The organism is Micromonospora sp. NPDC005686, assembly GCF_042871665.1.
In the GTDB taxonomy this organism is placed as follows: domain Bacteria; phylum Actinomycetota; class Actinomycetes; order Mycobacteriales; family Micromonosporaceae; genus Micromonospora.
Window position 1 is genome coordinate 134874 of record NZ_JBIAIY010000010.1, and the last position, 22068, is coordinate 156941.

A 22068-nucleotide genomic window follows, 5' to 3' on the forward strand; every position below is an offset into this window, starting at 1 on the left:
GACAGCGGGTCCGCCCACGATGGGGGCATGGTCATGAACGGGCAGGCCGCGCAGGGCCGCATCGAGCTGCGCCGACCGGACGGCGAACCGGTGCGGGTGCTCGTGGTGGACGACGAGCCGACCCTCACCGACCTGCTCTCGATGGCCCTGCGGTACGAGGGCTGGCAGGTGGCCACCGCCGGCAGCGGCATGGCGGCGGTCACCACCGCCCGCCAGTTCCGCCCGGACGCCGTGGTGCTCGACGTGATGCTGCCCGACCTGGACGGCTTCCAGGTGCTGCGCCGCCTGCGCGAGCAGTTCCCGAGCGTGCCGGTGCTCTTCCTGACCGCCCGCGACGCCGTGGAGGAGCGCGTCGCCGGGCTCACCGTCGGCGGCGACGACTACGTCACCAAACCGTTCAGCCTGGAGGAGGTGATCGCCCGGCTGCGCGCGCTGCTGCGCCGCTCCGGCTTCGCGGTCGCCGCCCGGGAGGAGGCGGTGCTCACCGTCGGCGACCTCAGCCTGGACGAGGACAGCCACGAGGTACGCCGCGGCGACGACCTGATCACGCTCACCGCCACCGAGTTCGAGCTGCTGCGCTACCTCATGCGCAATCCGCGCCGGGTGCTCAGCAAGGCGCAGATCCTCGACCGGGTGTGGAACTACGACTTCGGTGGTCAGGCCAATGTGGTCGAACTGTACATCTCGTACCTGCGTAAGAAGATCGACGCGGGCCGCGCCCCCATGATCCACACCCTGCGCGGGGCCGGTTATGTCCTCAAGCCCGCCGAGTGAGCGGCGCGGCCGGCTGCGGCGCCGCCTGGCCGGCTGGTCGCTGCGCCGCCGGCTGGTGCTCTCCGTGGTGGCGCTGCTCGCGCTGGTGAGCGTCGGCATCGGCGGCCTGACCACTGTCGCGCTGCGACACTTCCTGGTCGACCAGATCGACAACCAGCTCACCTTCGGCGACCGGAGGCCCGCCGACTTCGAACGCTGGGCCCGCCACGGCGCCGACCCGCCGCGCCCGGACCAGCGGCCCACCCCGCCGGACTCCGACGAGGCGGCGCCGGCGCCACCGGGCGGCTTCCCGCCCGGCTCGATCGCGGTCCGGGTGCCGACCTCCGCCGAACCCGTGGGCCGGATCCGGTCCGAGAGCGGCAGCAGCGAGGAGGTGCCCGCCGCCGATCTGGCCCCGCTGGCCCGCATGCCCGCCGGCGAACGCCCGCGCACCGTGACCGTCGGCGGCCGGGGCGAGTACCGGGCGGTCGCGCTGCCCTCGCCGCGCGGCGACGGCGACGTGCTCGTCCTCGCGATCCCGCTGGCCCAGGTGGACGACACCGTCATGTGGATGCTCGTCGCGCAGGCCGGGGTCATCGGCGCCGGACTGGTCATCGCCGGCGCCCTCGGCGCGCTCATCGTCCGCGTCACGCTGCGCCCGCTCAACCGCGTCGCCGCCACCGCCGCCCGGGTCACCGAACTGCCGCTGGACCGCGGTGAGGTCGCCCTGTCCGTGCGGGTGCCGGCCGCCGACACCGACCCCCGCACCGAGGTCGGGCAGGTCGGCGGCGCGCTCAACCGGATGCTCGGCCACGTCGCCGCCGCGCTCGCCGCCCGGCAGGCCAGCGAGACCCGGGTACGCCAGTTCGTCGCCGACGCCAGCCACGAGCTGCGCACCCCGCTGGCCGCCATCCGCGGGTACGCCGAGGTGGCCCGCCGGGGCCGCCAGGAGGTGCCGCCCGACGTGGCGCACGCGCTGCGCCGCGTCGAGTCGGAGAGCACCCGGATGACCAGACTCGTCGACGACCTGCTGCTGCTCGCCCGGCTGGACTCCGGCCGCCCGCTCGCCGCCGACCCGGTCGACCTGACCGCCACGGCGGTGAACGCGGTCAGCGACGCGCACGTCGCCGGACCCGACCACCGCTGGCAGCTCGACCTGCCCGACGAGCCGCTCACCGTCACCGGCGACGCCCACCGGCTGCACCAGGTGCTGGCGAACCTGCTCGCCAACGCGAGGGTGCACACCCCGGCCGGCACCACTGTCACCGTCCGGCTCGCGCCCGTGCCCGGCGGCGTCGAGCTGCGCGTCACCGACGACGGCCCGGGCATCCCCGAGCAGTTGCAGCCGGAGGTCTTCGAGCGGTTCGCCCGCGGCGACAGCTCCCGCTCCCGCGCCCAGGGCAGCACCGGCCTGGGGCTGGCCATCGTCGCCGCCGTGGTGGAGGCCCACCACGGCCGCGTCGACGTGGTCAGCCGACCCGGCCACACCGCGTTCACGGTCTGGCTGCCGGGATCCACAGCAGACGCATAGGCCACTCACGGGAGCGGGCCAGCGGACCCGCCGAGGCTTGCCGGCATGGACAGAACCGAGACCCTGCCGACCGCGCCCGCGGCCGGACCGCCCGGCGCCGTGCCCGTATCCCCGGAGACCCGCACCGGCTCCGATCCGCGCTGGGCCCGCCCCGCCCTGGTCGGCCTGCTGGTCGTCACCGCGCTGCTCTACCTGTGGGGACTGGGCGCCTCCGGGTGGGCCAACGCGTTCTACTCGGCCGCCGTGCAGGCCGGCTCGCAGAACTGGACGGCGTTCCTCTACGGCTCGTCCGACGCGGCCAACTCGATCACAGTGGACAAGACTCCGGCGTCGCTCTGGCTGATGGCGCTCTCGGTGCGGATCTTCGGTCTGAGCGGCTGGTCGATCCTGGTGCCGCAGGCCCTGCTCGGCGTCGCCTCGGTCGGCGTGCTGTACGCGACCGTCCGCCGCTGGTACGGCCCGGCCGCCGGCCTGCTCGCCGGCGCGGTGCTCGCGCTCACCCCGGTGGCGGCGCTGATGTTCCGATTCAACAACCCGGACGCGCTGCTGGTGTTCCTGCTGGTCGCCGCCGCGTACGCGACGGTGCGGGCGGTCGAGACGGCGAGCACCCGGTGGATCGCGCTGACCGGCGTGCTCGTCGGCTTCGGCTTCCTCACCAAGATGCTCCAGGCGTTCCTGGTGATCCCGGTCTTCGCCGGGGTCTACGTGCTGGCCGCGCCGACCGGCCTCGGACGGCGGATCCGCCAGCTCATGCTCGCCGGGCTGGCCGTGGTCGTCTCCGCCGGCTGGTGGGTGGCGATCGTCGAGCTGGTGCCGGCGAGCGCCCGCCCCTACATCGGCGGCTCGCAGAACAACAGCATCCTGGAGCTGACGCTCGGCTACAACGGCCTGGGCCGGATCACCGGCGACGAGGTGGGCAGCGTCGGCGGTGGCGGACGGCCCGGCGGCGGACCGTTCTCCGGCCAGGCGGGGCTGCTGCGGATGTTCGACACCGAGGTCGGCGGGCAGATCTCCTGGCTGTTGCCGGCCGCGCTGATCCTGCTGGTCGCTGGGCTGTGGCTGGCCGGGCGGGCGCCGCGTACCGACCGCACCCGGGCCGGTCTGCTGCTGTGGGGCGGCTGGCTGCTGGTCACCGGACTGATCTTCAGCTTCATGTCCGGGATCTTCCACGCCTACTACACGGTCGCCCTGGCCCCGGCGGTCGGCGCGCTGGTCGGCATCGGGATCACCCTGCTGTGGCGGGCCCGCTCCGCGCCGGTCCGGTGGCGCCGGTTCGCCGCCACGCTGGTCCTGGCCGGCACGCTGGCGGTCACCGCCTGGTGGTCCTGGCACCTGCTCGGCCGCACCCCCGACTGGCACCCCTGGCTGCGCCCCACGGTGCTGGCCCTCGGCCTGACCGCAGCCGCCCTCCTGGCCACCTCGGCGTTCCTCACCCACCGGACCGTCCCGCCCTCCCCGCCTGCCCCGGTGATCAAGGAGTTTGTGTCCGGAAGTGGCGTTCAGGGTGACGCAAACTCCTTGGTCAACTCCGAGGCGGGGGCGACGGCGGGGCCCGGGGCCGGGTTTACCGGGCGGGTCGTGCGGTGGGTCGTGCCGGTGGTGTCTGTCGCCGGCATCGCGGTGGCGCTGGCCGGGCCGGCCGCGTACGCGATGCAGACCGCTGCCACCCCGCAGAGCGGGTCGATCCCGAGCGCCGGGCCGGCCGGAGCAGGCGGCTTCGGCGGCCCCGGTGGACCGGGCGGGCGGATGCCGGGCGGCGCGAACGGGCAGTTCCCCGGTGGCCCGGGGGGCGGGATCGGGCAGTTCCCGGGCTTCCCGGGCGGCCGCAACGGCACCGGCCAGAACGGCGGGGCGAGCGCCGGTGGATTCCCCGGATTCCCGGGCGGTGGTTCGGCACCGGGCGCGCCCGGCGGGACCGGGCAGGAAGGGCGGGGGCAGCGCGGCGGTGGCATGGGCGGGCTGCTCGACGCCCGCGAGCCGAGCGCCGAGATGACCGCGCTGCTCACCGCCGACGCCGACGACTACACCTGGGTCGCCGCCACGGTCGGCTCGAACAACGCCTCCGGCTACCAGCTGGCCACCGGCCGGCCGGTCATGCCGATCGGCGGCTTCAACGGCAGCGACCCGTCGCCGACGCTCGCCCAGTTCCAGCGGTACGTCGCCGACGGGCGGATCCACTACCTCCTCGGCGGCGGCGGGTTCCGGGCCAACGGCGGGAGCAGCGCCTCGGCCGAGATCGCCGCCTGGGTCGCCGCGAACTTCACCGCGACCACCGTCGACGGCGTGACCGTGTACGACCTGAGCAGCGGAAAGCAGGGCTGAGCGATGACCGGCACGTACGCGCCCCGGGCCGCCGTGCAGGCCCGGCCCGCCGCCGACAGCGCGGTGCTCGACGTGGTGGTCCCGGTCTACAACGAGGAGGCCGACCTCGGGCCCTGCGTCCGGCTGCTGCACGCGCACCTGACCGCGCACTTCCCGTACCCGTTCCGGATCACGGTGGCGGACAACGCCAGCGTGGACGGCACCCCGGCGGTGGCGCGGGCGCTCGCCGACGAACTGCCCGAGGTGGGGGTGCTGCGCCTGGACGAGAAAGGGCGCGGGCGGGCGCTGCGCGCCGCGTGGTCGGCCTCGCCCGCGCCGGTGCTCGCGTACATGGACGTGGACCTGTCCACCGACCTGGCCGCGCTGTTGCCGCTGGTCGCGCCGCTCATCTCCGGGCACTCGGACCTGGCCATCGGTACCCGCCTGGCGCGGACCAGCCGGGTGGTCCGGGGCGCCAAGCGGGAGGTCATCTCGCGGGGTTACAACCTGCTGCTGCGCGGCACGCTCGCGGCGCGGTTCTCCGACGCGCAGTGCGGCTTCAAGGCGATCCGCGCCGACGTGGCGGCCGAGCTGCTGCCGCTGGTACGCGACACCGGCTGGTTCTTCGACACCGAGCTGCTGGTCCTGGCGCAGCGGGCCGGGCTGCGCATCCACGAGGTACCGGTGGACTGGGTGGACGACCCGGACAGCCGCGTCGACATCGTCGCCACCGCGCTCGCCGACCTGCGCGGCATCGGGCGGCTGGGCCGGGCGCTGGTGACCGGGGCGCTGCCGTTGGCGCAGTTGCGCGCCCAGCTCGGGCGCGGACCGCTGCCGGCCCCGCCGGCGCAGGTGCCGGTCGGGTTGCCGCGGCAGCTCGCCCGGTTCGCCGCGGTGGGCGTGGCGAGCACGCTCGCGTACCTGCTGTTGTTCCTGCTGGCCCGCGGCCCGCTCGGTGCGCAGCCGGCGAACCTGCTGGCGCTGCTGCTCACCGCGGTGGCCAACACGGCGGCCAACCGGCGGCTCACGTTCGGGGTGACCGGGCGCCGGCACGCCGGCCGCCACCACCTCCAGGGGCTGCTGGCGTTCGCGCTCGGCCTGGCCCTGACCAGTGGTTCCCTGGCCGTGCTGCACGCCACCACACCCCCGAGTCGCGGCTGGGAGCTGACCGTCCTGGTGGCAGCCAACCTGGCCGCCACAGCCCTGCGCTTCCTCCTGCTCCGCCTGGCCATGCACCACCGCCCCTGACCCCCCCCACCCCCCGGAACATCCCGTCGATCATGAGGTTGGCGGCGCGACACGCCGGGTGCCGGTGCCGTCAACTTCATGATCGACGGGGAGGTGGCAGGGTTGGGGTGTGTACCGGGAGTGGGGAGTGGCGGGGATTCCCGGCGGGGTGCTGTGGGGCAGCGTCTCCGGTGGGGGCGAGACGCGCGTGCTGCCGGACGGGTGCCTGGACCTGCTCTGGTCCAGCCGGTCCGGGCTGCTGGTCGCCGGCCCGGACCGCACCGCGCACCTGTCGCGCTCCGAGCCGGGGGACCGGTGGGTCGGGCTGCGCCTGCCGCCGGGGACCGGCCCGGCCGTGTTCGGGGTGCCGGCCGAGGAACTGCGGGACCGCCGCGTACCGCTGGCCGACCTGTGGGGCCGCGCCGCCGCCGAGGTGACCGAGCGGGTCGAGACGGCGCTGGCCGCGCCGATCCGCAACGACGGGCCCGACGCCGTCAGCGCTGCCGACGCCCACGCCGCCGCTGCCGCCGCGGTGCTGACCCGCGTCGCCCGTGACCGACTGCGGGCGGCCGGCGGCCCCGACCCGCTCGGCGCGCGGGTCGCCGCGCGGCTGGCCGCCGGGGCGACAGTCGCCGCGACCGCCGCCGAGGTCGGCCTCGGTCCGCGGGCCCTGCACCGGCGCAGCCGGGCTCTCTTCGGGTACGGCCCGAAGACGCTGGCCCGCATCCTGCGGATGCGCCGCGCGCTGGACCTGGCCCACACCGGTGCGCCGCTCGCCGAGGTGGCGGTGCGCAGCGGGTACGCCGACCAGGCCCACCTGACCCGTGAGGTGCGGGAACTGGCCGGGGTGCCGCCGACCCGGCTGCTCGACCGCGACTGAGCGCCAGTCAGTCGCCGGCAGGCCGGGTGACCGGCCCGGACCCGCCCGCGGGCACGCCGGCCGGCGTTACTCCGCTGCGGGCAGCGGGGCGAACAGGTCCACGCCGTTGCCGTCCGGGTCGTGCAGGACCGCGTACCGCTGGCCCCAGAACGCGTCCCACGGCGGCAGCTCACCGTGATGCCCGGCGCCGGTCAGCTCGGCGTACCAGCGGTCCACCTCGGCCGGGTCGGCGCACCGGAAGGCCAGGCTCATCCGGTTGTTGCCGCCGGACGGGTCGAACTCGGGATGGAAGCTGCGGATCACCTCGACCGTGTCCCAGGCCAGCCGTACGCCGTTCGGCAGGGTGACCTCGACGTGCCCTTCCGTCTCGGCGCCGGCCGGGATCGGCAGGCCGAGCCGCCGGTAGAAGTCGAGCGTGCGGGCCATGTCGGTGACCACGGCCCCGATCAGATCGAACTGCGGTGTCATGCCGGCCACGGTAGGCGTGCCGGGCCGGCCCGTCTTGAACGGATCGGACGGGGGACGAGTGGCCGGTGTGGCCGCGCGCCCGGTCGCCGAGCCGTTACCGTGAGGGACAAGTCCGGCTTTGAGCAATAAAGCTCGCATACCGGGCATGCACTGACGACCGGCGACGGAAGGAAAGCAGCCGTGACGCATCTGGCCTACCTGGACGCGGGATCCGGCAGTCTCATCGTGCAGGCGGTGGTCGGCGGGGTGGCCGGGGTGGCGGTGGCCGCCAAGCTCTACTGGCGCCGGCTGACGTCCCGGTTCCGGCGTCAGCCCACCGACCAGGGCCCGGCGGCGTGACGATCCCCGACACCGGCGTCCGGGTCGACCCCGGCTCCTTCCGCGACCCCGGCAACCGGGTGTTCCACCGGGGCGAGGAGGTGCTGCGCGGGCTCGACGAGCGCTCCACCCGCGACTGGCGGGCGCTCTCGGTCACCGACTTCTTCCGGCGGGCCACCGCCCGGGGGCAGATCGTCGGCACCGAGGAGCTGACCCCGACCCCGGTCGACGCGCCCTGGACCGCCGTGCTGCGGCACGAGCGGATCCCGTTCGTCTCGCACCCCTACGAGTGGTCGGCCGCGATGCTGCGCGACGCGGCGTTGCTGCACCTGGACGTGCTGCGGGCCGCCCTCGAGGCCGGCTTCACCACGAAGGACGGCTCGGCGTACAACGTGCAGTGGCGCGGCGCCCGGCCGGTCTTCATCGACGTCGGCTCGTTCGAGGCGCTGCGCGACGGCGAACCCTGGGCCGGCTACCGGCAGTTCTGCCAGACGCTGCTCTACCCGCTGCTGATCCAGGCCCACCTGGGGCTGGACTTCCAGCCGTTCCTGCGCGCCCGCGTCGACGGCGTCGAACCGGACCAGATGCGCCGGCTGTTCGGCGGCGCCCGGCGCTGGCGGGCCGGCGTGCCCACCCACGTGCACCTGCACGGCGCCATGCAGGCCCGCAACTCCACCGCGAGCACCACCGACGTCCGCGCCCAGTTGCGCGCCGCCGGGTTCTCCCGCGAGCTGGCCCTGGCCACGGTACGCGGACTGGCGAAACTCGTCCGCCGGCTGGACCACCGGCCCGGCGACAGCCACTGGTCGGACTACCAGCGCACCTGCGCGTACTCGGTGCCGGACCGGCAGGCCAAGGAGGAGTTCGTCGACCGGGCGGTGGCCGCCACCGGGCCCGGTTCGGCGCTGGACCTGGGCGCCAACGACGGCCGGTACGCCCGCATCGCCGCCCGGCACGCCGCGCACGTCGTCGCCGTCGAGCAGGACCCGGGCGTGGTCGACACGCTCTACCGTGCGCTGCGCGACGAGGGCGAGACACGGATCCTGCCGCTGGTGATGGACCTGGCCGACCCGTCGCCCGGCGGCGGCTGGCGCGGCGTCGAGCGGGCCGCGTTCGCCGAGCGGGCCCGCGCGGACACCGTCCTGGCCCTGGCCGTCGTGCACCACCTGGCGATCGGGCGCAACGTGCCGCTGCCCGAGGTGCTGGACCAGCTCACCGCGCTCACCGCCACCGGCGGCAGCCTGGTGGTCGAGTTCGTCCACCCGGACGACCCGATGGCCCGCCGGCTGCTGGCCAACAGGCCCGACGGGCTGTTCCCCGACTACCGGCGCGACGCCTTCGAGGCGCTGCTGGCCCGCCGGGGCCGGGTGGTCGCCCGGACCGAGCTGCCCTCCGGCACCCGCACGCTCTACCAGGTGGTGGTGGGTGACTGAGGACACCCTGGCGCCACCCCGGGACCGGGCGTCCGTCCCGCAACGGCGGGAGCGCCGGCCGTGGTGGCGGGCCGAGGCGGCGCGGCTGGCCGAGGTGGCGGCCCTGGTCGGGCTGGTGGTCACCCAGCCGCTGCTCGACGTGCTCGGCCGCAGCCCCGATTTCTTCCTGTTCCACCGCGCCTCCCGGGCCGACGTGCTGCTGCTGGTCGCCCTGGTCGCGCTCGTGCCGACCATGCCGTTCGCGCTGCTCGGCGCGCTCACCGTGCCCGCCGGACGGGTCACCCGGGCCGCCGCGCACACCGCGTTCGTGGGGCTGCTGCTCGCCGCGCTGGCGGTCCAGGTCGGCCGGCACCTGACGCCGCTGCGGGGCGTACCCCTGCTGGTCGTCGCCGGTGTGGCCGGGGCCGCGGGGGCGGCCGCGCACCGGCGGTGGCGGGCGCCCCGGCGGGTGCTGCGGGTGGCCGCGACCGGTCCGCTGGTGTTCGTCGGGTTGTTCCTGTTCGCTTCGCCGGCCTCGGCGGTGGTGCTGCCCCGCGGCGACGGCGGCGCCGCCGGTGTGGCCGGCGCGGGCGCGCACCCGCCGGTGGTCATGATCGTGCTGGACGAGCTGCCGCTGGTGTCCCTGCTCGGCCCGGACGGCCGGATCGACGCCGCCCGCTACCCGAACTTCGCCGCGCTGGCCGGCGGGTCGACGTGGTACCGCAACGCGACGGGCGTCAGCGGCTGGACACCATACGCGCTGCCCGCGATGCTCACCGGGCGCTACCCGGGGCGGGGGGTGGCGCCGCACTACTCGCAGTACCCGGACAACCTGTTCACCGCGCTGGGCGGCCTCTACCGGATCAAGGCCGAGGAGAGCATCACCCGGCTCTGCCCGCCCAGCCGCTGTGAGCAGGCCACCACCCCCGAGCAGGGGCTCGGAGCGCTGGTCCGGGAGAGCGGCAGGCTGCTCGGGCGGATCGCCGCGCCGGTGGACAGCCGGATCGATCCGGAGGACTCCTACCGCGAGCGGACCGCCGCCGAGGCCGGGCTGGACGCCGCCGAGCCGGTGCCGGACGACCCGAAGTTCCGCTGGGACACGCTCGACGACAACCAGCCGGCCCGGTTCACCTCCTTCCTGGCCGGGCTGCGCCCCGACACCCGGCCCACGCTGCACTTCCTGCATCTGCTGATGCCGCACTCGCCGTGGGCGTACCTGCCGTCCGGGGCGCACTACGCGGCGCCGGAGGACCTGCCCAACGACGGCGCCGGCTGGGTCGACCTGGCCCGCGCCCGGCACCTGGCCCAGCTCGGCTACACCGACCGGCTGATCGGCGAGACACTGCGGACGCTGCGCGCCACCGGCCTCTACGACAAGGCGCTGGTGGTGGTCACCGCCGACCACGGCGTCAGCTTCCGCCGGGACTGGCAGGGGCGGGGGATCGACGCCATCGACCACGCGGCGAACGAGGTGGCCTGGGTGCCGATGTTCGTCAAGGAGCCCGGCCAGCGCGCCGGGCGGGTGGACGACCGCAACTGGGAGCACGTCGACCTGCTGCCCACCATCGCCGACGAGACGCACATGCGGGTGCCGTGGCGGATGGACGGCCGGTCGGCGAAGGCGGCCCCGCGCGAGCGGGCGGACAAGCGCTTCTACGACCGCCCCGGCCAGCCGGTCACCATCGCCGGCGGGGTGCCCGCCCCGATTGCGCCGGTTCCCGCCGACCCGCTCGTCGGGACCCGGGTCGGGGACATCCCGGTGGGCGGGTCCGCCACGGTGGCGAACCGGGAGGCGTTCGACGCTGTCGACCCGGCCCGTGGCGGGCTGCCGGCGCTGGTCTGGGGCACCGTGCCGGACGACGTGCCGGACGGGGCCCGGCTGGCCGTCGCGGTCAACGGCACCGTCGGCGCGGTGGTGCCGGTGGTGCCGCCGGACGCCGGTGGGCGGCGGTTCGCCGCGTTGCTCGCCGACGACCGTCTGTTCGCCGCCGGAACCAACCGGCTCGACCTCTACCGGGTCGGTGACGACGGGGCGCTTCGGCGGCTCACGCTGTCGTGACGGGTCTCCCGAACATGCCCGTGGTCGCGCTCCCATCCGGTTTCCACCCCGCCTGGCCGGGAAACAGGTGACGCACACCTCACCCTGAAACCATGACGAGCGGTGTTCTCCGCGCCGTGATTACGGTAGAAGCGAAGGCAATTCAACGAAGATCTTGCCGGCGAAGCGAGGAACAGATGACGGAAGTCAAGCTCGACCACCCCGGTGGGCAGCTGTCGATGCCGGTGCAGTCCGCGGTTGAGGGCCCCGCCGGGATCGGGGTGAGCAAGCTGCTCAAGGAAACCGGGATGACCACGTACGACCCCGGTTTCGTGAACACCGCATCCTGCTCGTCCGGGATCACCTACATCGACGGTGACGCCGGCATCCTGCGGTACCGGGGTTACCCGATCGACCAGCTGGCGGAGAAGTCCTCCTTCCTGGAGGTCTCCTACCTGCTGATCTACGGTGAGCTGCCGTCCCAGACGCAGCTCACCGAGTTCAGTGAGCGGATCCGGCGGCACTCGCTGCTGCACGAGGAGATGCGCCGCTTCTTCGACGGCTTCCCCCGTGACGCGCACCCGATGGCCGTGCTCTCCTCGGCCGTCAGCGCCATCTCGACGTTCTACCAGGACAGCCTGGACCCGTTCGACTCCGAGCACGTGGAGATGTCCACGGTGCGCCTGATGGCGAAGGTCCCGACCATCGCCTCGTACGCGTACAAGAAGTCGATCGGGCAGCCGCTGCTGTACCCGGACAACTCGCTGGGCTACGTCGAGAACTTCCTGCGCATGACGTTCGGCGTGCCGGCCGAGCCGTACGAGGTCGACCCCGTGGTGGCCCGGGTGCTGGACATGCTGTTCATCCTGCACGCCGACCACGAGCAGAACTGCTCCACGTCGACGGTGCGGCTGGTCGGCTCCAGCAACGCCAACCTGTTCGCCTCGGTCTCGGCCGGCGTGAACGCGCTGTTCGGCCCGCTGCACGGCGGCGCCAACCAGGCCGTGCTGGAGATGCTCCAGAAGATCCAGGCCGACGGCGGCGACGTCCGCTCCTTCGTGCAGAAGGTGAAGGACAAGCAGGACGGCGTGAAGCTGATGGGCTTCGGGCACCGGGTCTACAAGAACTACGACCCGCGCGCCGCCATCGTGAAGAAGGCCGCCCAGGACGTGCTCGGCCGGATGGCCAAGCCGGACCCGCTGCTGGACCTCGCGGTGCAGCTCGAGGAGATCGCCCTCGCCGACGACTTCTTCGTGTCCCGGCGGCTCTACCCGAACGTGGACTTCTACACCGGCCTGATCTACAAGGCCATGGGCTTCCCGACGAAGATGTTCACGGTGCTGTTCGCGCTCGGCCGGCTGCCCGGCTGGATCGCGCAGTGGCGCGAGATGATCAACGACCCGGAGACGAAGATCGGCCGCCCGCGGCAGATCTACACCGGCGCCGCCGAGCGGGACTACGTCCCCGCCGCCCAGCGCTGACGCTGTCCCTCGGGAACGGCCGCCGGCACGGAACCGGCGGCCGTTCCCGTTCGCCCGCCGCCAACGAGGGTCGATCGTGCGCACCGGGGTGCGGGGCGTTATGAAGGGGCCATTCCCTACCGCAGGCCGGCGGCGGTGAGGAGGTTGCCCTCGGGGAGGGCGGGCACGGTGTGGCCGTGTGCCATGCGGTGCTGGGCGCGGGCGGCGGTGAACGCCGGGTCGCCGGCGATGGCGGCGGCGTACGCGGCGGCCGTGCGGGATGCGATGCCCGCCCAGCCGTACTGCTCGTGCACCATGACGCGGGCCCGCCGGGCGAGCGCGCGGGCCCGGTCCCGGTCGGACAGCAGCGTGTGCACCGCCTCGGCCAGCCCGTCCGGGTCGTGCGGGGCGAACGTCATCCCGGTGACGCCCGGCTCGACGATCTCGGCCAGCCCGCCGGTACGGGCGACGGCGAGCGGCGCGCCCGCGGCGGCCCCCTCCAGCGCCACCATGCCGAACGGCTCGTAGATGCTGGGCACCGCGAAGCAGTCCGAGGCGGCCATCACCGCGGGCAGGTCGGTGCCGCCGAGGAACCCGGGCATGCTGACCGTGTCGCCCAGCCCGAGGCGGTGCACCTCGGCCTCCAGGTCGGCCTTGTACGGCCCGTCGCCGACGATCACCGCGCGCAGGCCCGGGTGCCTGTCGCGCAGCCGGGGCAGCCCGGCCAGCAGGTGCTGCACGCCCTTCTCGTACACCAGCCGACCGGCGAACGTCACCAGCGGGCCGTCGGCGGCGAACCGGGCCCGCGCGGCGGCGACCGCCGAGGCGGGCACCCGCCAGCGGTGCGGCTCGACGCCGTTGGGCACCACGTCCACCCGGGCGGCGTCCACCCCGAACAGCGCGCCCACCTCGTCGCGCATGTAGCCGGAGCAGACGATCACCCGGCCGGACTCGCCGGCCAGCCAGTGCTCGACGCCGTGGATGGTGCGGTTCATCTCCTCCGGCAGCCAGCCCTGGTGCCGGCCCGCCTCGGTGGCGTGGATGGTGGTCACCAGCGGCACGTCCAGGTGCTCGCGCAGCGTCATCGCGGTGTGTGCGACGAGCCAGTCGTGGGCGTGGATCACGTCGTACGAGCCGGACTCGGTGGCCCGCAGGGCGGCCCTGGTGAGGGTGTGGTTGAACGCCATCGTCCAGGCCAGCAGCGAGCCGGTGGCGAGGGGGAAGGTGACCGGGTCCTCGGCGGCGCGGACGACGCGCACGCCGTCGGCGTACTCCTCGAGGGGTGCGCCGTCGGCGTGGCGGGTGACGACGGTGACCTCGTGCCCGGCGGCGGCCAGGGCGACCGACAGCGCGTGGACGTGGCGGCCGAGCCCACCGACGAGCACCGGCGGGTACTCCCACGACAGCATCAGGATGCGCCGGGTCCGGGGCGCGGATCCGGTCGGCGAGGGGGGCGCCGGGCGGGAGGTGAGGGTGGGCCGGTGGAGCCGGTCCGCCGCGGTGGCGGGCTGAGCGCCCACCCGCAGAGTGGTCACGTGGATCTCCGTCCATGCATGGTGAGGCACGCCGGCTTCGGTGGCGGCGTCGAGCGATGGTGAGGGGTGGCCGAACGGCCGGGCGGGCCCGCGCGGGCGCAGGTTCGGATCCAGGAAAGTCCATCCGCGGCCGGCGCGCATCTCGAAAGGGGTGATCGTGACGGATGACACCCGAACGTCTTTCCGTTCTCAGGAGGGTGGATTCGGCTACGGTCCGAACGGATGGATTGGCCGTGGCGACGACTGGGCATCACCGGCGTGCGCATCGGCGGCCCCCTGTCCGGTGCGCTCACGATCATGGGCCGAAGGAGCGACATGCAGGTCTGGCCGGGCGAGAGCTACCCCCTCGGCGCCACGTACGACGGGATGGGCACCAACTTCGCGATCTTCTCCGAGGTGGCGGAGAGGATCGAGCTGTGCCTGTTCGACGAGTGGGACATCGGCACCGAGCGCCGGGTCGAGCTGCGTGAGGTCGACGCGTACGTCTGGCACGCCTACATCCCCGGTGTCGAGCCCGGCCAGCGCTACGGCTACCGGGTGCACGGGCCGTGGAACCCGGCCGAAGGCCTGCGCTGCAACCCGCACAAGCTGCTGCTGGACCCGTACGCGAAGGCGGTCGACGGGGAGATCACCTGGCACCCGTCGGTCTACGACTACGAGGTCGGCGGCGACCCCGACCGGATGAACACCGAGGACTCGGCGCCGTACATGCCGAAGTCGGTGGTGGTGAACCCGTACTTCGACTGGGGCAACGACCGGCCGCCGCGCACCCCGTACCACCACTCCGTGATCTACGAGGCGCACGTGCGCGGGCTGACCATGCGCCACCCGGGCATCCCGGAGGAACTGCGCGGCACGTACGCGGCGATCGCCTCCCCGGTGATGATCGAGCACTTCAAGCGGCTCGGCGTGACGGCGGTGGAGCTGATGCCGGTGCACGAGTTCGTGCACGACCACCGCCTGGCCGACCTGGGGCTGCGCAACTACTGGGGCTACAACACCATCGGCTTCTTCGCCCCGCACCACGGCTACTCCGCGCTGGGCCGCCTCGGCCAGCAGGTGCAGGAGTTCCGGGGCATGGTCAAGGCGCTGCACGCGGCAGGCATCGAGGTCATCCTCGACGTGGTCTACAACCACACCGCCGAGGGCAACCACCTCGGGCCGTCGCTGAGTTTCAAGGGCATCGACACGCCCAGCTACTACCGGCTCTCCGAGTCCGATCGGCGCTACTTCGTCGACTACACCGGCACCGGCAACAGCCTCAACGTCCGCAGCCCGCACTCGCTGCAACTGATCATGGATTCGCTGCGTTACTGGGTGACCGAGATGCACGTCGACGGCTTCCGGTTCGACCTGGCCGCCACGCTGGCCCGCGAGTTCTACGAGGTGGACCGCCTGTCCACGTTCTTCGAGGTGGTGCAGCAGGACCCGGTCGTCGGCCGGGTCAAGCTCATCGCCGAACCGTGGGACGTCGGCCCCGGCGGCTACCAGGTCGGCAACTTCCCGCCGCAGTGGACCGAGTGGAACGGCAAGTACCGCGACACCGTCCGCGACTTCTGGCGCGGCGAGCCCGCCACGCTCGCCGAGTTCGCCTCCCGCATCTCCGGCTCGGCCGACCTCTACCAGGACGACGGCCGCCGGCCGTTCCACAGCATCAACTTCGTCACCTGCCACGACGGGTTCACGCTGGCCGACCTGGTCTCCTACAACGACAAGCACAACGAGGCGAACGGCGAGGACAACCGGGACGGGGAGAGTCACAACCGGTCCTGGAACTGCGGCGTCGAGGGGGAGACCGACAACCCGGGCGTACGCGCGCTGCGGGCCCGGCAACGGCGCAACTTCCTGGCCACGCTGATGCTGTCCCAGGGCGTGCCGATGCTCGGCCACGGCGACGAGCTGGGCCGCACCCAGCGCGGCAACAACAACGCCTACTGCCAGGACAGCGAGCTCGCCTGGGTCGACTGGGACCGGGCCGACGACGATTTGCTGGACTTCGTCCGCCGGCTCACCGAGTTCCGCAACCGCCACCAGGTGTTCCGCCGCCGCCGGTTCTTCACCGGTCTGCCGGTGGGCGGCCGGGCCGCCGGCACCGCGCTGCCCGACCTGGCCTGGTACACCCCGGACGGCCGGGAGATGACCGGCGAGGACTGGGGCAACGACTTCGGCCGCTCGGTGGCCCTGTTCGTCAACGGCGACGGCATCGGCGAGCGCGGCCAGTACGGCCAGCGTCACCGGGACGACTCGTTCCTGCTGCTGTTCAACGCGCACGACGCGCCGCTGGACTTCACGCTGCCCGGCGAGGAGTTCGGCAACCGGTGGGAGATGGTGATCAGCACCGCGGAACCGGATCCGGAGAAGACGACGCTCCTCGAGGCGGGCGGCACCGTCTGCGTGCCGGACCGCTCGCTGCTGGTCCTGGAGAGGACGGCCTGACCGATGCCCGACACCCCTCGCTCGACCTACCGGGTCCAGGTGCGGCCCGGCTTCGACCTGGACACCACCGCCGAGCTGACGGGCTACCTCGCCGCGCTCGGCGTCACCCACCTCTACACTGCGCCGCTGCTCACCGCCACCCCCGGCTCCACGCACGGCTACGACGTGGTCGACCACCGCGCGGTCAACCCGCAGCTCGGCGGCGAGGCCGCCCGGGCGCGCCTGGTCCGGGCGCTGCGCGCGGCCGGGCTCGGCCTGGTCGTGGACATCGTGCCCAACCACGCCGGGGTGGTCCGCCCCGAGGCCAACCCGGCCTGGTGGGACGTGCTGCGGCGGGGACGCGACTCGGCGTACGCGCGCTGGTTCGACATCGACTGGGACCGCGGCCGGCTGCTGCTGCCGGTGCTCGCCGACACCGCCGACGCGCTCGACGACCTGAAGCTCGTCGACGGGGAGCTGCGCTACCACGAGCACCGCTTCCCGCTCGCCGACGGCACCGGCGAGGGCACCCCCCGCCAGGTGCACGACCGGCAGCACTACGAGCTGGTGAACTGGCGGCGCGGCGACGCCGAACTGACGTACCGCCGGTTCTTCGCCGTGTCCGACCTGGCCGGCCTGCGGGTGGAGGACCCGGAGGTGTTCGACGCCACCCACGCGGAGATCCTGCGCTGGGCCGGCGCGGGCGAGGTCGACGGCATCCGCGTCGACCACCCGGACGGGCTGCGCGACCCGGCCGGCTACCTGGCCCGGCTGCGCGCCGCCGCGCCCGAGAGCTGGCTGGTGGTGGAGAAGATCCTGGAGTACGGCGAGGACCTGCCGGACTGGCCGGTCGACGGCACCACCGGCTACGACGCGCTGGCCGCCGTGTCCGGGCCGTTCGTCGACCCGGACGCCGAGGCGGACTTCACCGCGCTGGACGGGCGGCTCACCGGGCGGCACACCTCCTGGCCGGACCTGACGCACGCCACCAAACTGGAGGCCGCCACCCGGCTGCTCGCCGCCGAGTTGACCCGGCTGGCCGCGCTCGTGCCCGAACTGCCCGGTGAGCAGGTCCGCGCCGCCCTGGCCGAGCTGGCCGCGTGCTTCCCGGTCTACCGCGGCTATCCGCCCGAGGGGGCCCGGCACCTGGCCGCCGCCCGCAGCGAGGCCGGCCGCCGCCGCCCCGACCTGACCGGCGTGCTGGACGCGGTCACCGCCCGGCTGCGCGACCCCGGCCATGAGCTGGCCGCCCGGTTCCCGCAGCTCACCGGAGCGGTGATGGCGAAGGGCGTGGAGGACACGGCGTACTACCGGTGGAGCCGGTTCGTCGCCCTCAACGAGGTCGGCGGCAGCCCGGCCCACTTCGGCGTGCCCCCGGCCGAGCTGCACCGCTTCGCCGCCGCCCGGCACGTGCGCTGGCCGGCGAGCATGACCGCGCTCTCCACCCACGACACCAAACGCGGCGAGGACGTCCGCGCCCGCCTCGCGGTGCTGTCCGAGCTGCCCGGCCGCTGGGCCGAGCGGGTCGCCGACTGGATGTCCCGGGCGCCGCTGGCCGACCCGGCGCTGGCCCACCTGCTCTGGCAGACCGCCGTCGGGGCGTGGCCGATCGATCGGGACCGGCTGCACGGGTACGCCGAGAAGGCCGCCCGGGAGGCGTCGGTCACCACGAGCTGGGCCGACCCGGACCCGGTCTTCGAGCACGAGCTGCACGCCCTCGTCGACCGGATGTACGACGACCCGGAGCTGCACGCGCAGATCACCGCGTTCGCCGCCGAGATCACCCCGCCCGGCTGGTCGAACGCGCTCGGGCAGAAGCTGGTGCAGCTCGCCATGCCCGGTGTGCCGGACGTCTACCAGGGCACCGAGCTGTGGGAGAACTCGCTCGTCGACCCGGACAACCGGCGGCCGGTCGACTTCGCCGTACGCCGGGACGTGCTGGCCCGGCTCGACGCCGGATGGCGGCCCGCGGTGGCCGACGACGGCGCGGCCAAGCTGCTCGTGGTGTCCCGGACGCTGCGGCTGCGCCGTGACCGCCCGGACCTGTTCGGCGGCTACCGGCCGGTGCCGGCGCGGGGCCCGGCCGCCGCGCACGCGGTGGCCTTCGACCGGGGTGGCGCGGTCGCGGTGGCGACCCGGCTGCCGCTGCGGCTGGCCCGCTCCGGCGGCTGGCGGGACACGACCGTGCCACTTCCCGTTCACGACTGCACCGACTTGTTCACCGGGCGGGTCTACAGTGGTACTGAGCTGCTCCTGGATGATCTGCTGAGCACCTATCCCGTCGCCCTCCTCGCACCCACCGACTCTGTGGAGGCCGCCGCATGACCGAGTTCACGGTGTGGGCGCCCGAGGCCGCGCAGGTGCGGCTGCGCCTGCCCGGCGTCGCCGACCACGCGATGCGTCAGGGGCCGGACGGCTGGTGGCGGGTCGAGGTGCCCGACGCCGGGCCCGGCACCGACTACGCGTTCCTGCTCGACGACGACGACCAGGCCCTGCCCGACCCTCGCTCGGCCTGGCAGCCGGCCGGGGTGCACGGGCCCAGCCGGCTCTACGACCACGCCGCGTTCGCCTGGACCGACGCCGCCTGGACCGGCCGGCAACTACCCGGCAGCGTGCTGTACGAGCTGCACGTCGGCACGTTCACCCCGGAGGGCACCTTCGACGGGGCGATCGCGAAGCTCGACCACCTGGTCGACCTCGGCGTCGACCTGGTCGAGCTGCTGCCGGTGAACGCGTTCAACGGCGAGTACAACTGGGGCTACGACGGCGTCTGCTGGTACGCCCCGCACGAGCCGTACGGCGGCCCGGACGGCCTGAAACGGTTCGTCGACGCCGCCCACGCCAAAGGGCTGGGGGTGATCCTCGACGTCGTCTACAACCATTTCGGGCCCTCCGGGGCCTACGCGCCGCGATTCGCGCCGTACCTCACCGAGCAGAGCAACACCTGGGGCCGCACCGTCAACCTGGACGGCCCGCACTCCGACGGGGTGCGCCGCTACATCGCCGACAGCGTGCTGGGCTGGCTGCGCGACTACCACGTCGACGGGCTCCGGCTGGACGCCGTGCACGCCATGCCGGACGGCCGGGCCGTGCACTGGCTGGAGGAGGTCGCCGCCGAGGTGGAGGCGCTGTCGACGCACCTCGGGCGGCCGCTGTCGCTGATCGCCGAGAGCGACCTCAACGACCCGCGCCTGATCACGCCCCGCGAGGCGGGCGGATACGGCCTGCACGCCCAGTGGAACGACGACGCCCACCACGCGCTGCACACGCTGCTCACCGGCGAGCGGCAGGGCTACTACGGCGACTTCGGCTCCCTGGAGTGCCTCACCGACGTGCTGACCGGCGGGTTCTTCCACGCCGGCACCTGGTCCAGCTTCCGGGGCCGCAGCCACGGCCGCCCGGTCGACAGGCAGCGCACGCCCGGCCACCGCTTCGTGGCGTACCTGCAGAACCACGACCAGATCGGCAACCGGGCCACCGGCGACCGGATCTCCGCCACCCTGTCACCCGGCCTGCTGCGGGTGGGCGCGACGCTGCTGATGACCGCGCCGTTCACGCCGATGCTGTTCATGGGGGAGGAGTGGGCGGCCACCACGCCGTGGCAGTTCTTCACCAGCCATCCCGAGCCGGAACTGGCCGTGGCGGTGGCGACCGGCCGTCGGCGGGAGTTCGCCGACCACGGCTGGGCCACCGACGACGTGCCCGACCCGCAGGACCCGCAGACGTTCCTGCGGTCCCGGCTGGACTGGGCCGAGCTGGACAAACCCGAACATCGCGAGACGTACGACCTCTACCGGCGGCTGATCGCGCTGCGCCGCTCCCGGGCCGACCTGTCCGACCCCCGGCTGGACCGGGTCGACATCCGGCACGGCGACCGGTTCCTGGTGATGCGGCGCGGCGACACGCTCGTGGTGGCGAACCTGGCCGGCCGGGCGCAGCGGATCAGCCTGCCCGGTGTGGTACGCCGCGTGCTGCTCACCACCTCCGAGGGCGTCACCGTCATGCGCGACGGCATCGAGCTGCCCCCGGAGTCGGCCGCCGTCGCGGCGCTCTGACGGCCCGCGCGGTTGCCCCGGCCTGCGCCCCTGCGTGCGTCGATCTTGGACAGGTGGCGCCTCGAATGTCGTCGATGTCGGGTTGGTGAACCACCACAGCTCCAAGATCGGCGAAGGAGCGGTGAGTTCGCCGCCGCAGTGCGGTCCAATCGACGACCCGACTCTGGAGGTTTGATGTCCGACACGCTGACCCGCCGCGAGCTGTGGGCGCTCGCGCACGCCGAGCGCGCCGCCCTGGCCGAGGATCTCGCCGGGCTCGACGCGGCGCAGTGGGTGCGGCGCTCGCTGTGCGGCCGGTGGACGGTGCAGGAGACGGTCGCGCACCTGACGGCGGCGGCGAGCGTCGGGCGTATCCGCTGGCTCGCCAGCGTGCTCGGCGCCCGGTTCGACTTCGATCTGCACAACGACCGCCGGCTGGCCGAGCACCGGGGCGCCGACCCGGGCGAGACGCTGGACCGGTTCCGCCGGATCGTCGGCAGCACCACCTCGACCTTCGGGCCGGCCGAGGCGTGGCTCGGTGAGGTGGTGGTGCACGCCCAGGACATCCGGCGCCCGCTCCGCCTGGACCGTACGCCGCCGGTCGAGGCGGTCACGCCGGTCGCCCGGTTCTACGCCGGGCGGGACTTCACAGTGGCCGGGCGCAGCGCGATCGACGGCCTGCGGGTGGAGGCGACCGACGGGCCGTTCACCGCCGGCGCCGGCCCGCTGGTCAGCGGCACCACTCTCGCGCTGACCATGGCCATGGCCGGGCGGGCCGCCTACTGCGACGACCTCACCGGCCCCGGTGTGCAGACGCTGCGGGAGCGCTGCGCGCCTGCCTGACGACGCTCGGCGGCGACCGGCCCGGGTCACGGCCTCGGCAGCGTCAGGATCTCCGCGCCGTCGTCGGTGATGGCGATGGTGTGCTCGCTGTGCGCGGTGCGGCAGCCGGTCGCGCTGCGCAGCGTCCACCCGTCGGCGTCGGTGACCAGCGTGGCCGTGTCCGCCATCACCCATGGCTCCAGCGCCAGCAGCAGGCCGGGCCGCAGCGGGTAGCCGCGCCCGGGCCGGCCGGTGTTCGACACGTGCGGGTCCTGGTGCATGGTCGAGCCGACGCCGTGGCCGCCGAACTCGGTGTTGACCGTGTATCCGGCCTCGGTGAGCACCGAGCCGATGGCGTACGAGAGGTCGCCGACGCGCGCGCCGGGGCGGGCCGCGGCGATCCCGGCGCGCAACGCCCGTTCGGTCGCGTCGATCAGGGCGACGCTCTCCGCGGGCCGGGCGTCGCCGACCAGGAAGCTGATCGCGGAGTCGGCCACCACCCCGCCCAGTGAGACGGCCAGGTCGAGGCTGAGCAGGTCGCCGTCGGCGAGCGTGTAGTCGTGCGGCAGCCCGTGCAGCACCGCGTCGTTCACCGAGGTGCAGATGTAGTGGCCGAACGGTCCGCGCCCGAACGACGGCTCGTAGTCGACGTAGCAGGACTGCGCCCCGGCCTCGGTGATCATGCGCTGCGCCTGCCTGTCGATGTCGAGCAGGTTCGTGCCGACGGTGGTGCGGCTGCGCAGTGTCTGGAGGATGTGGGCGACCAGGGCGCCGGTGTCCCGCGCCCGCCGTACGTCGGTGGGGCTCAGGATCTCGATCATGCGGGCCTTCCTCGCGCGACCAATAAGTATCCCGGTCATGTTATCCCGGTATT

At 73.9% G+C, this 22068-nt stretch carries 16 protein-coding genes; 13 read left to right on the forward strand and 3 right to left on the reverse strand.

Going from position 1 to position 22068, the window contains the following annotated elements; translation table 11 throughout:
* Positions 1 to 27: 27 nt before the first annotated feature.
* The 5 genes from ACFYON_RS22780 (at position 28) to ACFYON_RS22800 (ending at position 6692) form a co-directional block, all read left to right on the forward strand.
* The gene (locus tag ACFYON_RS22780; protein WP_387188868.1) at positions 28 to 774 is read left to right on the forward strand and encodes a response regulator transcription factor; all 747 of its coding nucleotides are present in this window, start codon (positions 28 to 30) and stop codon (positions 772 to 774) included.
* Positions 752 to 2284, forward strand: a complete 1533-nt coding sequence (locus ACFYON_RS22785; RefSeq protein ID WP_387189429.1) for a sensor histidine kinase — start codon at positions 752 to 754, stop codon at positions 2282 to 2284. The genes ACFYON_RS22780 and ACFYON_RS22785 overlap by 23 nt, the downstream gene beginning before the upstream one ends.
* Before the next feature lie 45 nt (positions 2285 to 2329).
* The gene (locus ACFYON_RS22790; RefSeq protein WP_355095359.1) at positions 2330 to 4606 is read left to right on the forward strand and encodes a glycosyltransferase family 39 protein; all 2277 of its coding nucleotides are present in this window, start codon (positions 2330 to 2332) and stop codon (positions 4604 to 4606) included.
* A gap of 3 nt (positions 4607 to 4609) precedes the next feature.
* The gene (locus ACFYON_RS22795) at positions 4610 to 5833 is read left to right on the forward strand and encodes a dolichyl-phosphate beta-glucosyltransferase (protein WP_354871781.1); all 1224 of its coding nucleotides are present in this window, start codon (positions 4610 to 4612) and stop codon (positions 5831 to 5833) included.
* A 127-nt stretch (positions 5834 to 5960) separates the two neighbouring features.
* Positions 5961 to 6692 (forward strand): helix-turn-helix domain-containing protein, encoded by a 732-nt coding sequence (locus ACFYON_RS22800; RefSeq protein WP_387188866.1) that lies wholly within the window; start codon positions 5961 to 5963, stop codon positions 6690 to 6692.
* Between the two features lie 66 nt (positions 6693 to 6758).
* On the opposite strand, the gene ACFYON_RS22805 is transcribed toward ACFYON_RS22800, so the two are convergent.
* Positions 6759 to 7160, reverse strand: coding sequence for a VOC family protein (locus ACFYON_RS22805; RefSeq protein ID WP_354871786.1), 402 nt, complete (start codon positions 7158 to 7160; stop codon positions 6759 to 6761).
* A 180-nt stretch (positions 7161 to 7340) separates the two neighbouring features.
* On the opposite strand from ACFYON_RS22805, the gene ACFYON_RS22810 reads away from it, so the two are divergent.
* From ACFYON_RS22810 to ACFYON_RS22825, 4 genes are all read left to right on the forward strand, one after another.
* The gene (locus ACFYON_RS22810; RefSeq protein WP_354871788.1) at positions 7341 to 7499 is read left to right on the forward strand and encodes a hypothetical protein; all 159 of its coding nucleotides are present in this window, start codon (positions 7341 to 7343) and stop codon (positions 7497 to 7499) included.
* Positions 7496 to 8911: a methyltransferase domain-containing protein gene (locus ACFYON_RS22815; protein WP_354871790.1), complete on the forward strand. Its 1416-nt coding sequence runs from the start codon at positions 7496 to 7498 to the stop codon at positions 8909 to 8911. The genes ACFYON_RS22810 and ACFYON_RS22815 overlap by 4 nt, the downstream gene beginning before the upstream one ends.
* 7 nt (positions 8912 to 8918) lie before the next feature.
* A complete protein-coding gene (locus ACFYON_RS22820) occupies positions 8919 to 10949 on the forward strand; it encodes a sulfatase-like hydrolase/transferase (protein ID WP_354872110.1) in 2031 nt (676 codons plus the stop codon).
* A gap of 176 nt (positions 10950 to 11125) precedes the next feature.
* Complete coding sequence (locus ACFYON_RS22825; RefSeq protein ID WP_354871793.1) at positions 11126 to 12409, forward strand: citrate synthase; 1284 nt, start codon at positions 11126 to 11128, stop codon at positions 12407 to 12409.
* Positions 12410 to 12525: 116 nt separating this feature from the next.
* Here the strand turns inward: ACFYON_RS22825 and ACFYON_RS22830 are convergent, their stop codons facing one another.
* Positions 12526 to 13923: a glycosyltransferase family 4 protein gene (locus ACFYON_RS22830; RefSeq protein ID WP_354871795.1), complete on the reverse strand. Its 1398-nt coding sequence runs from the start codon at positions 13921 to 13923 to the stop codon at positions 12526 to 12528.
* Positions 13924 to 14238: 315 nt separating this feature from the next.
* On the opposite strand from ACFYON_RS22830, the gene glgX reads away from it, so the two are divergent.
* The 4 genes from glgX to ACFYON_RS22850 all read left to right on the forward strand — a co-directional run bounded on the left by glgX (position 14239) and on the right by ACFYON_RS22850 (position 21215).
* Complete coding sequence (gene glgX, locus ACFYON_RS22835) at positions 14239 to 16359, forward strand: glycogen debranching protein GlgX (protein ID WP_355096599.1); 2121 nt, start codon at positions 14239 to 14241, stop codon at positions 16357 to 16359.
* 3 nt (positions 16360 to 16362) lie between these two features.
* Positions 16363 to 18663: a malto-oligosyltrehalose synthase gene (gene treY, locus ACFYON_RS22840; RefSeq protein ID WP_387189426.1), complete on the forward strand. Its 2301-nt coding sequence runs from the start codon at positions 16363 to 16365 to the stop codon at positions 18661 to 18663.
* The gene (treZ, locus tag ACFYON_RS22845) at positions 18660 to 20393 is read left to right on the forward strand and encodes a malto-oligosyltrehalose trehalohydrolase (RefSeq protein WP_355096357.1); all 1734 of its coding nucleotides are present in this window, start codon (positions 18660 to 18662) and stop codon (positions 20391 to 20393) included. Before treY ends, treZ begins: the two co-directional genes overlap by 4 nt.
* A 174-nt stretch (positions 20394 to 20567) precedes the next feature.
* On the forward strand, positions 20568 to 21215 hold the full coding sequence (locus tag ACFYON_RS22850) for a maleylpyruvate isomerase family mycothiol-dependent enzyme (protein WP_354871802.1): 648 nt from the start codon (positions 20568 to 20570) through the stop codon (positions 21213 to 21215).
* 26 nt (positions 21216 to 21241) lie between these two features.
* Here ACFYON_RS22850 and map read toward each other — a convergent pair whose 3' ends face one another.
* Positions 21242 to 22015, reverse strand: coding sequence for a type I methionyl aminopeptidase (gene map / locus ACFYON_RS22855; RefSeq protein ID WP_354871805.1), 774 nt, complete (start codon positions 22013 to 22015; stop codon positions 21242 to 21244).
* Between the last annotated feature and the right edge of the window lie 53 nt (positions 22016 to 22068).

Coding starts and splice junctions, on each gene's coding strand:
- ACFYON_RS22780 (WP_387188868.1), top strand. CDS start 28: ATGGTCATGAACGGGCAGGCCGCGCAGGGCCGCATCGAGCTGCGCCGA.
- ACFYON_RS22785 (WP_387189429.1), top strand. CDS start 752: ATGTCCTCAAGCCCGCCGAGTGAGCGGCGCGGCCGGCTGCGGCGCCGC.
- ACFYON_RS22790 (WP_355095359.1), top strand. CDS start 2,330: ATGGACAGAACCGAGACCCTGCCGACCGCGCCCGCGGCCGGACCGCCC.
- ACFYON_RS22795 (WP_354871781.1), top strand. CDS start 4,610: ATGACCGGCACGTACGCGCCCCGGGCCGCCGTGCAGGCCCGGCCCGCC.
- ACFYON_RS22805 (WP_354871786.1), bottom strand. CDS start 7,160: ATGACACCGCAGTTCGATCTGATCGGGGCCGTGGTCACCGACATGGCC.
- ACFYON_RS22825 (WP_354871793.1), top strand. CDS start 11,126: ATGACGGAAGTCAAGCTCGACCACCCCGGTGGGCAGCTGTCGATGCCG.
- glgX (WP_355096599.1), top strand. CDS start 14,239: ATGCAGGTCTGGCCGGGCGAGAGCTACCCCCTCGGCGCCACGTACGAC.
- treY (WP_387189426.1), top strand. CDS start 16,363: ATGCCCGACACCCCTCGCTCGACCTACCGGGTCCAGGTGCGGCCCGGC.
- treZ (WP_355096357.1), top strand. CDS start 18,660: ATGACCGAGTTCACGGTGTGGGCGCCCGAGGCCGCGCAGGTGCGGCTG.
- ACFYON_RS22850 (WP_354871802.1), top strand. CDS start 20,568: ATGTCCGACACGCTGACCCGCCGCGAGCTGTGGGCGCTCGCGCACGCC.
- map (WP_354871805.1), bottom strand. CDS start 22,015: ATGATCGAGATCCTGAGCCCCACCGACGTACGGCGGGCGCGGGACACC.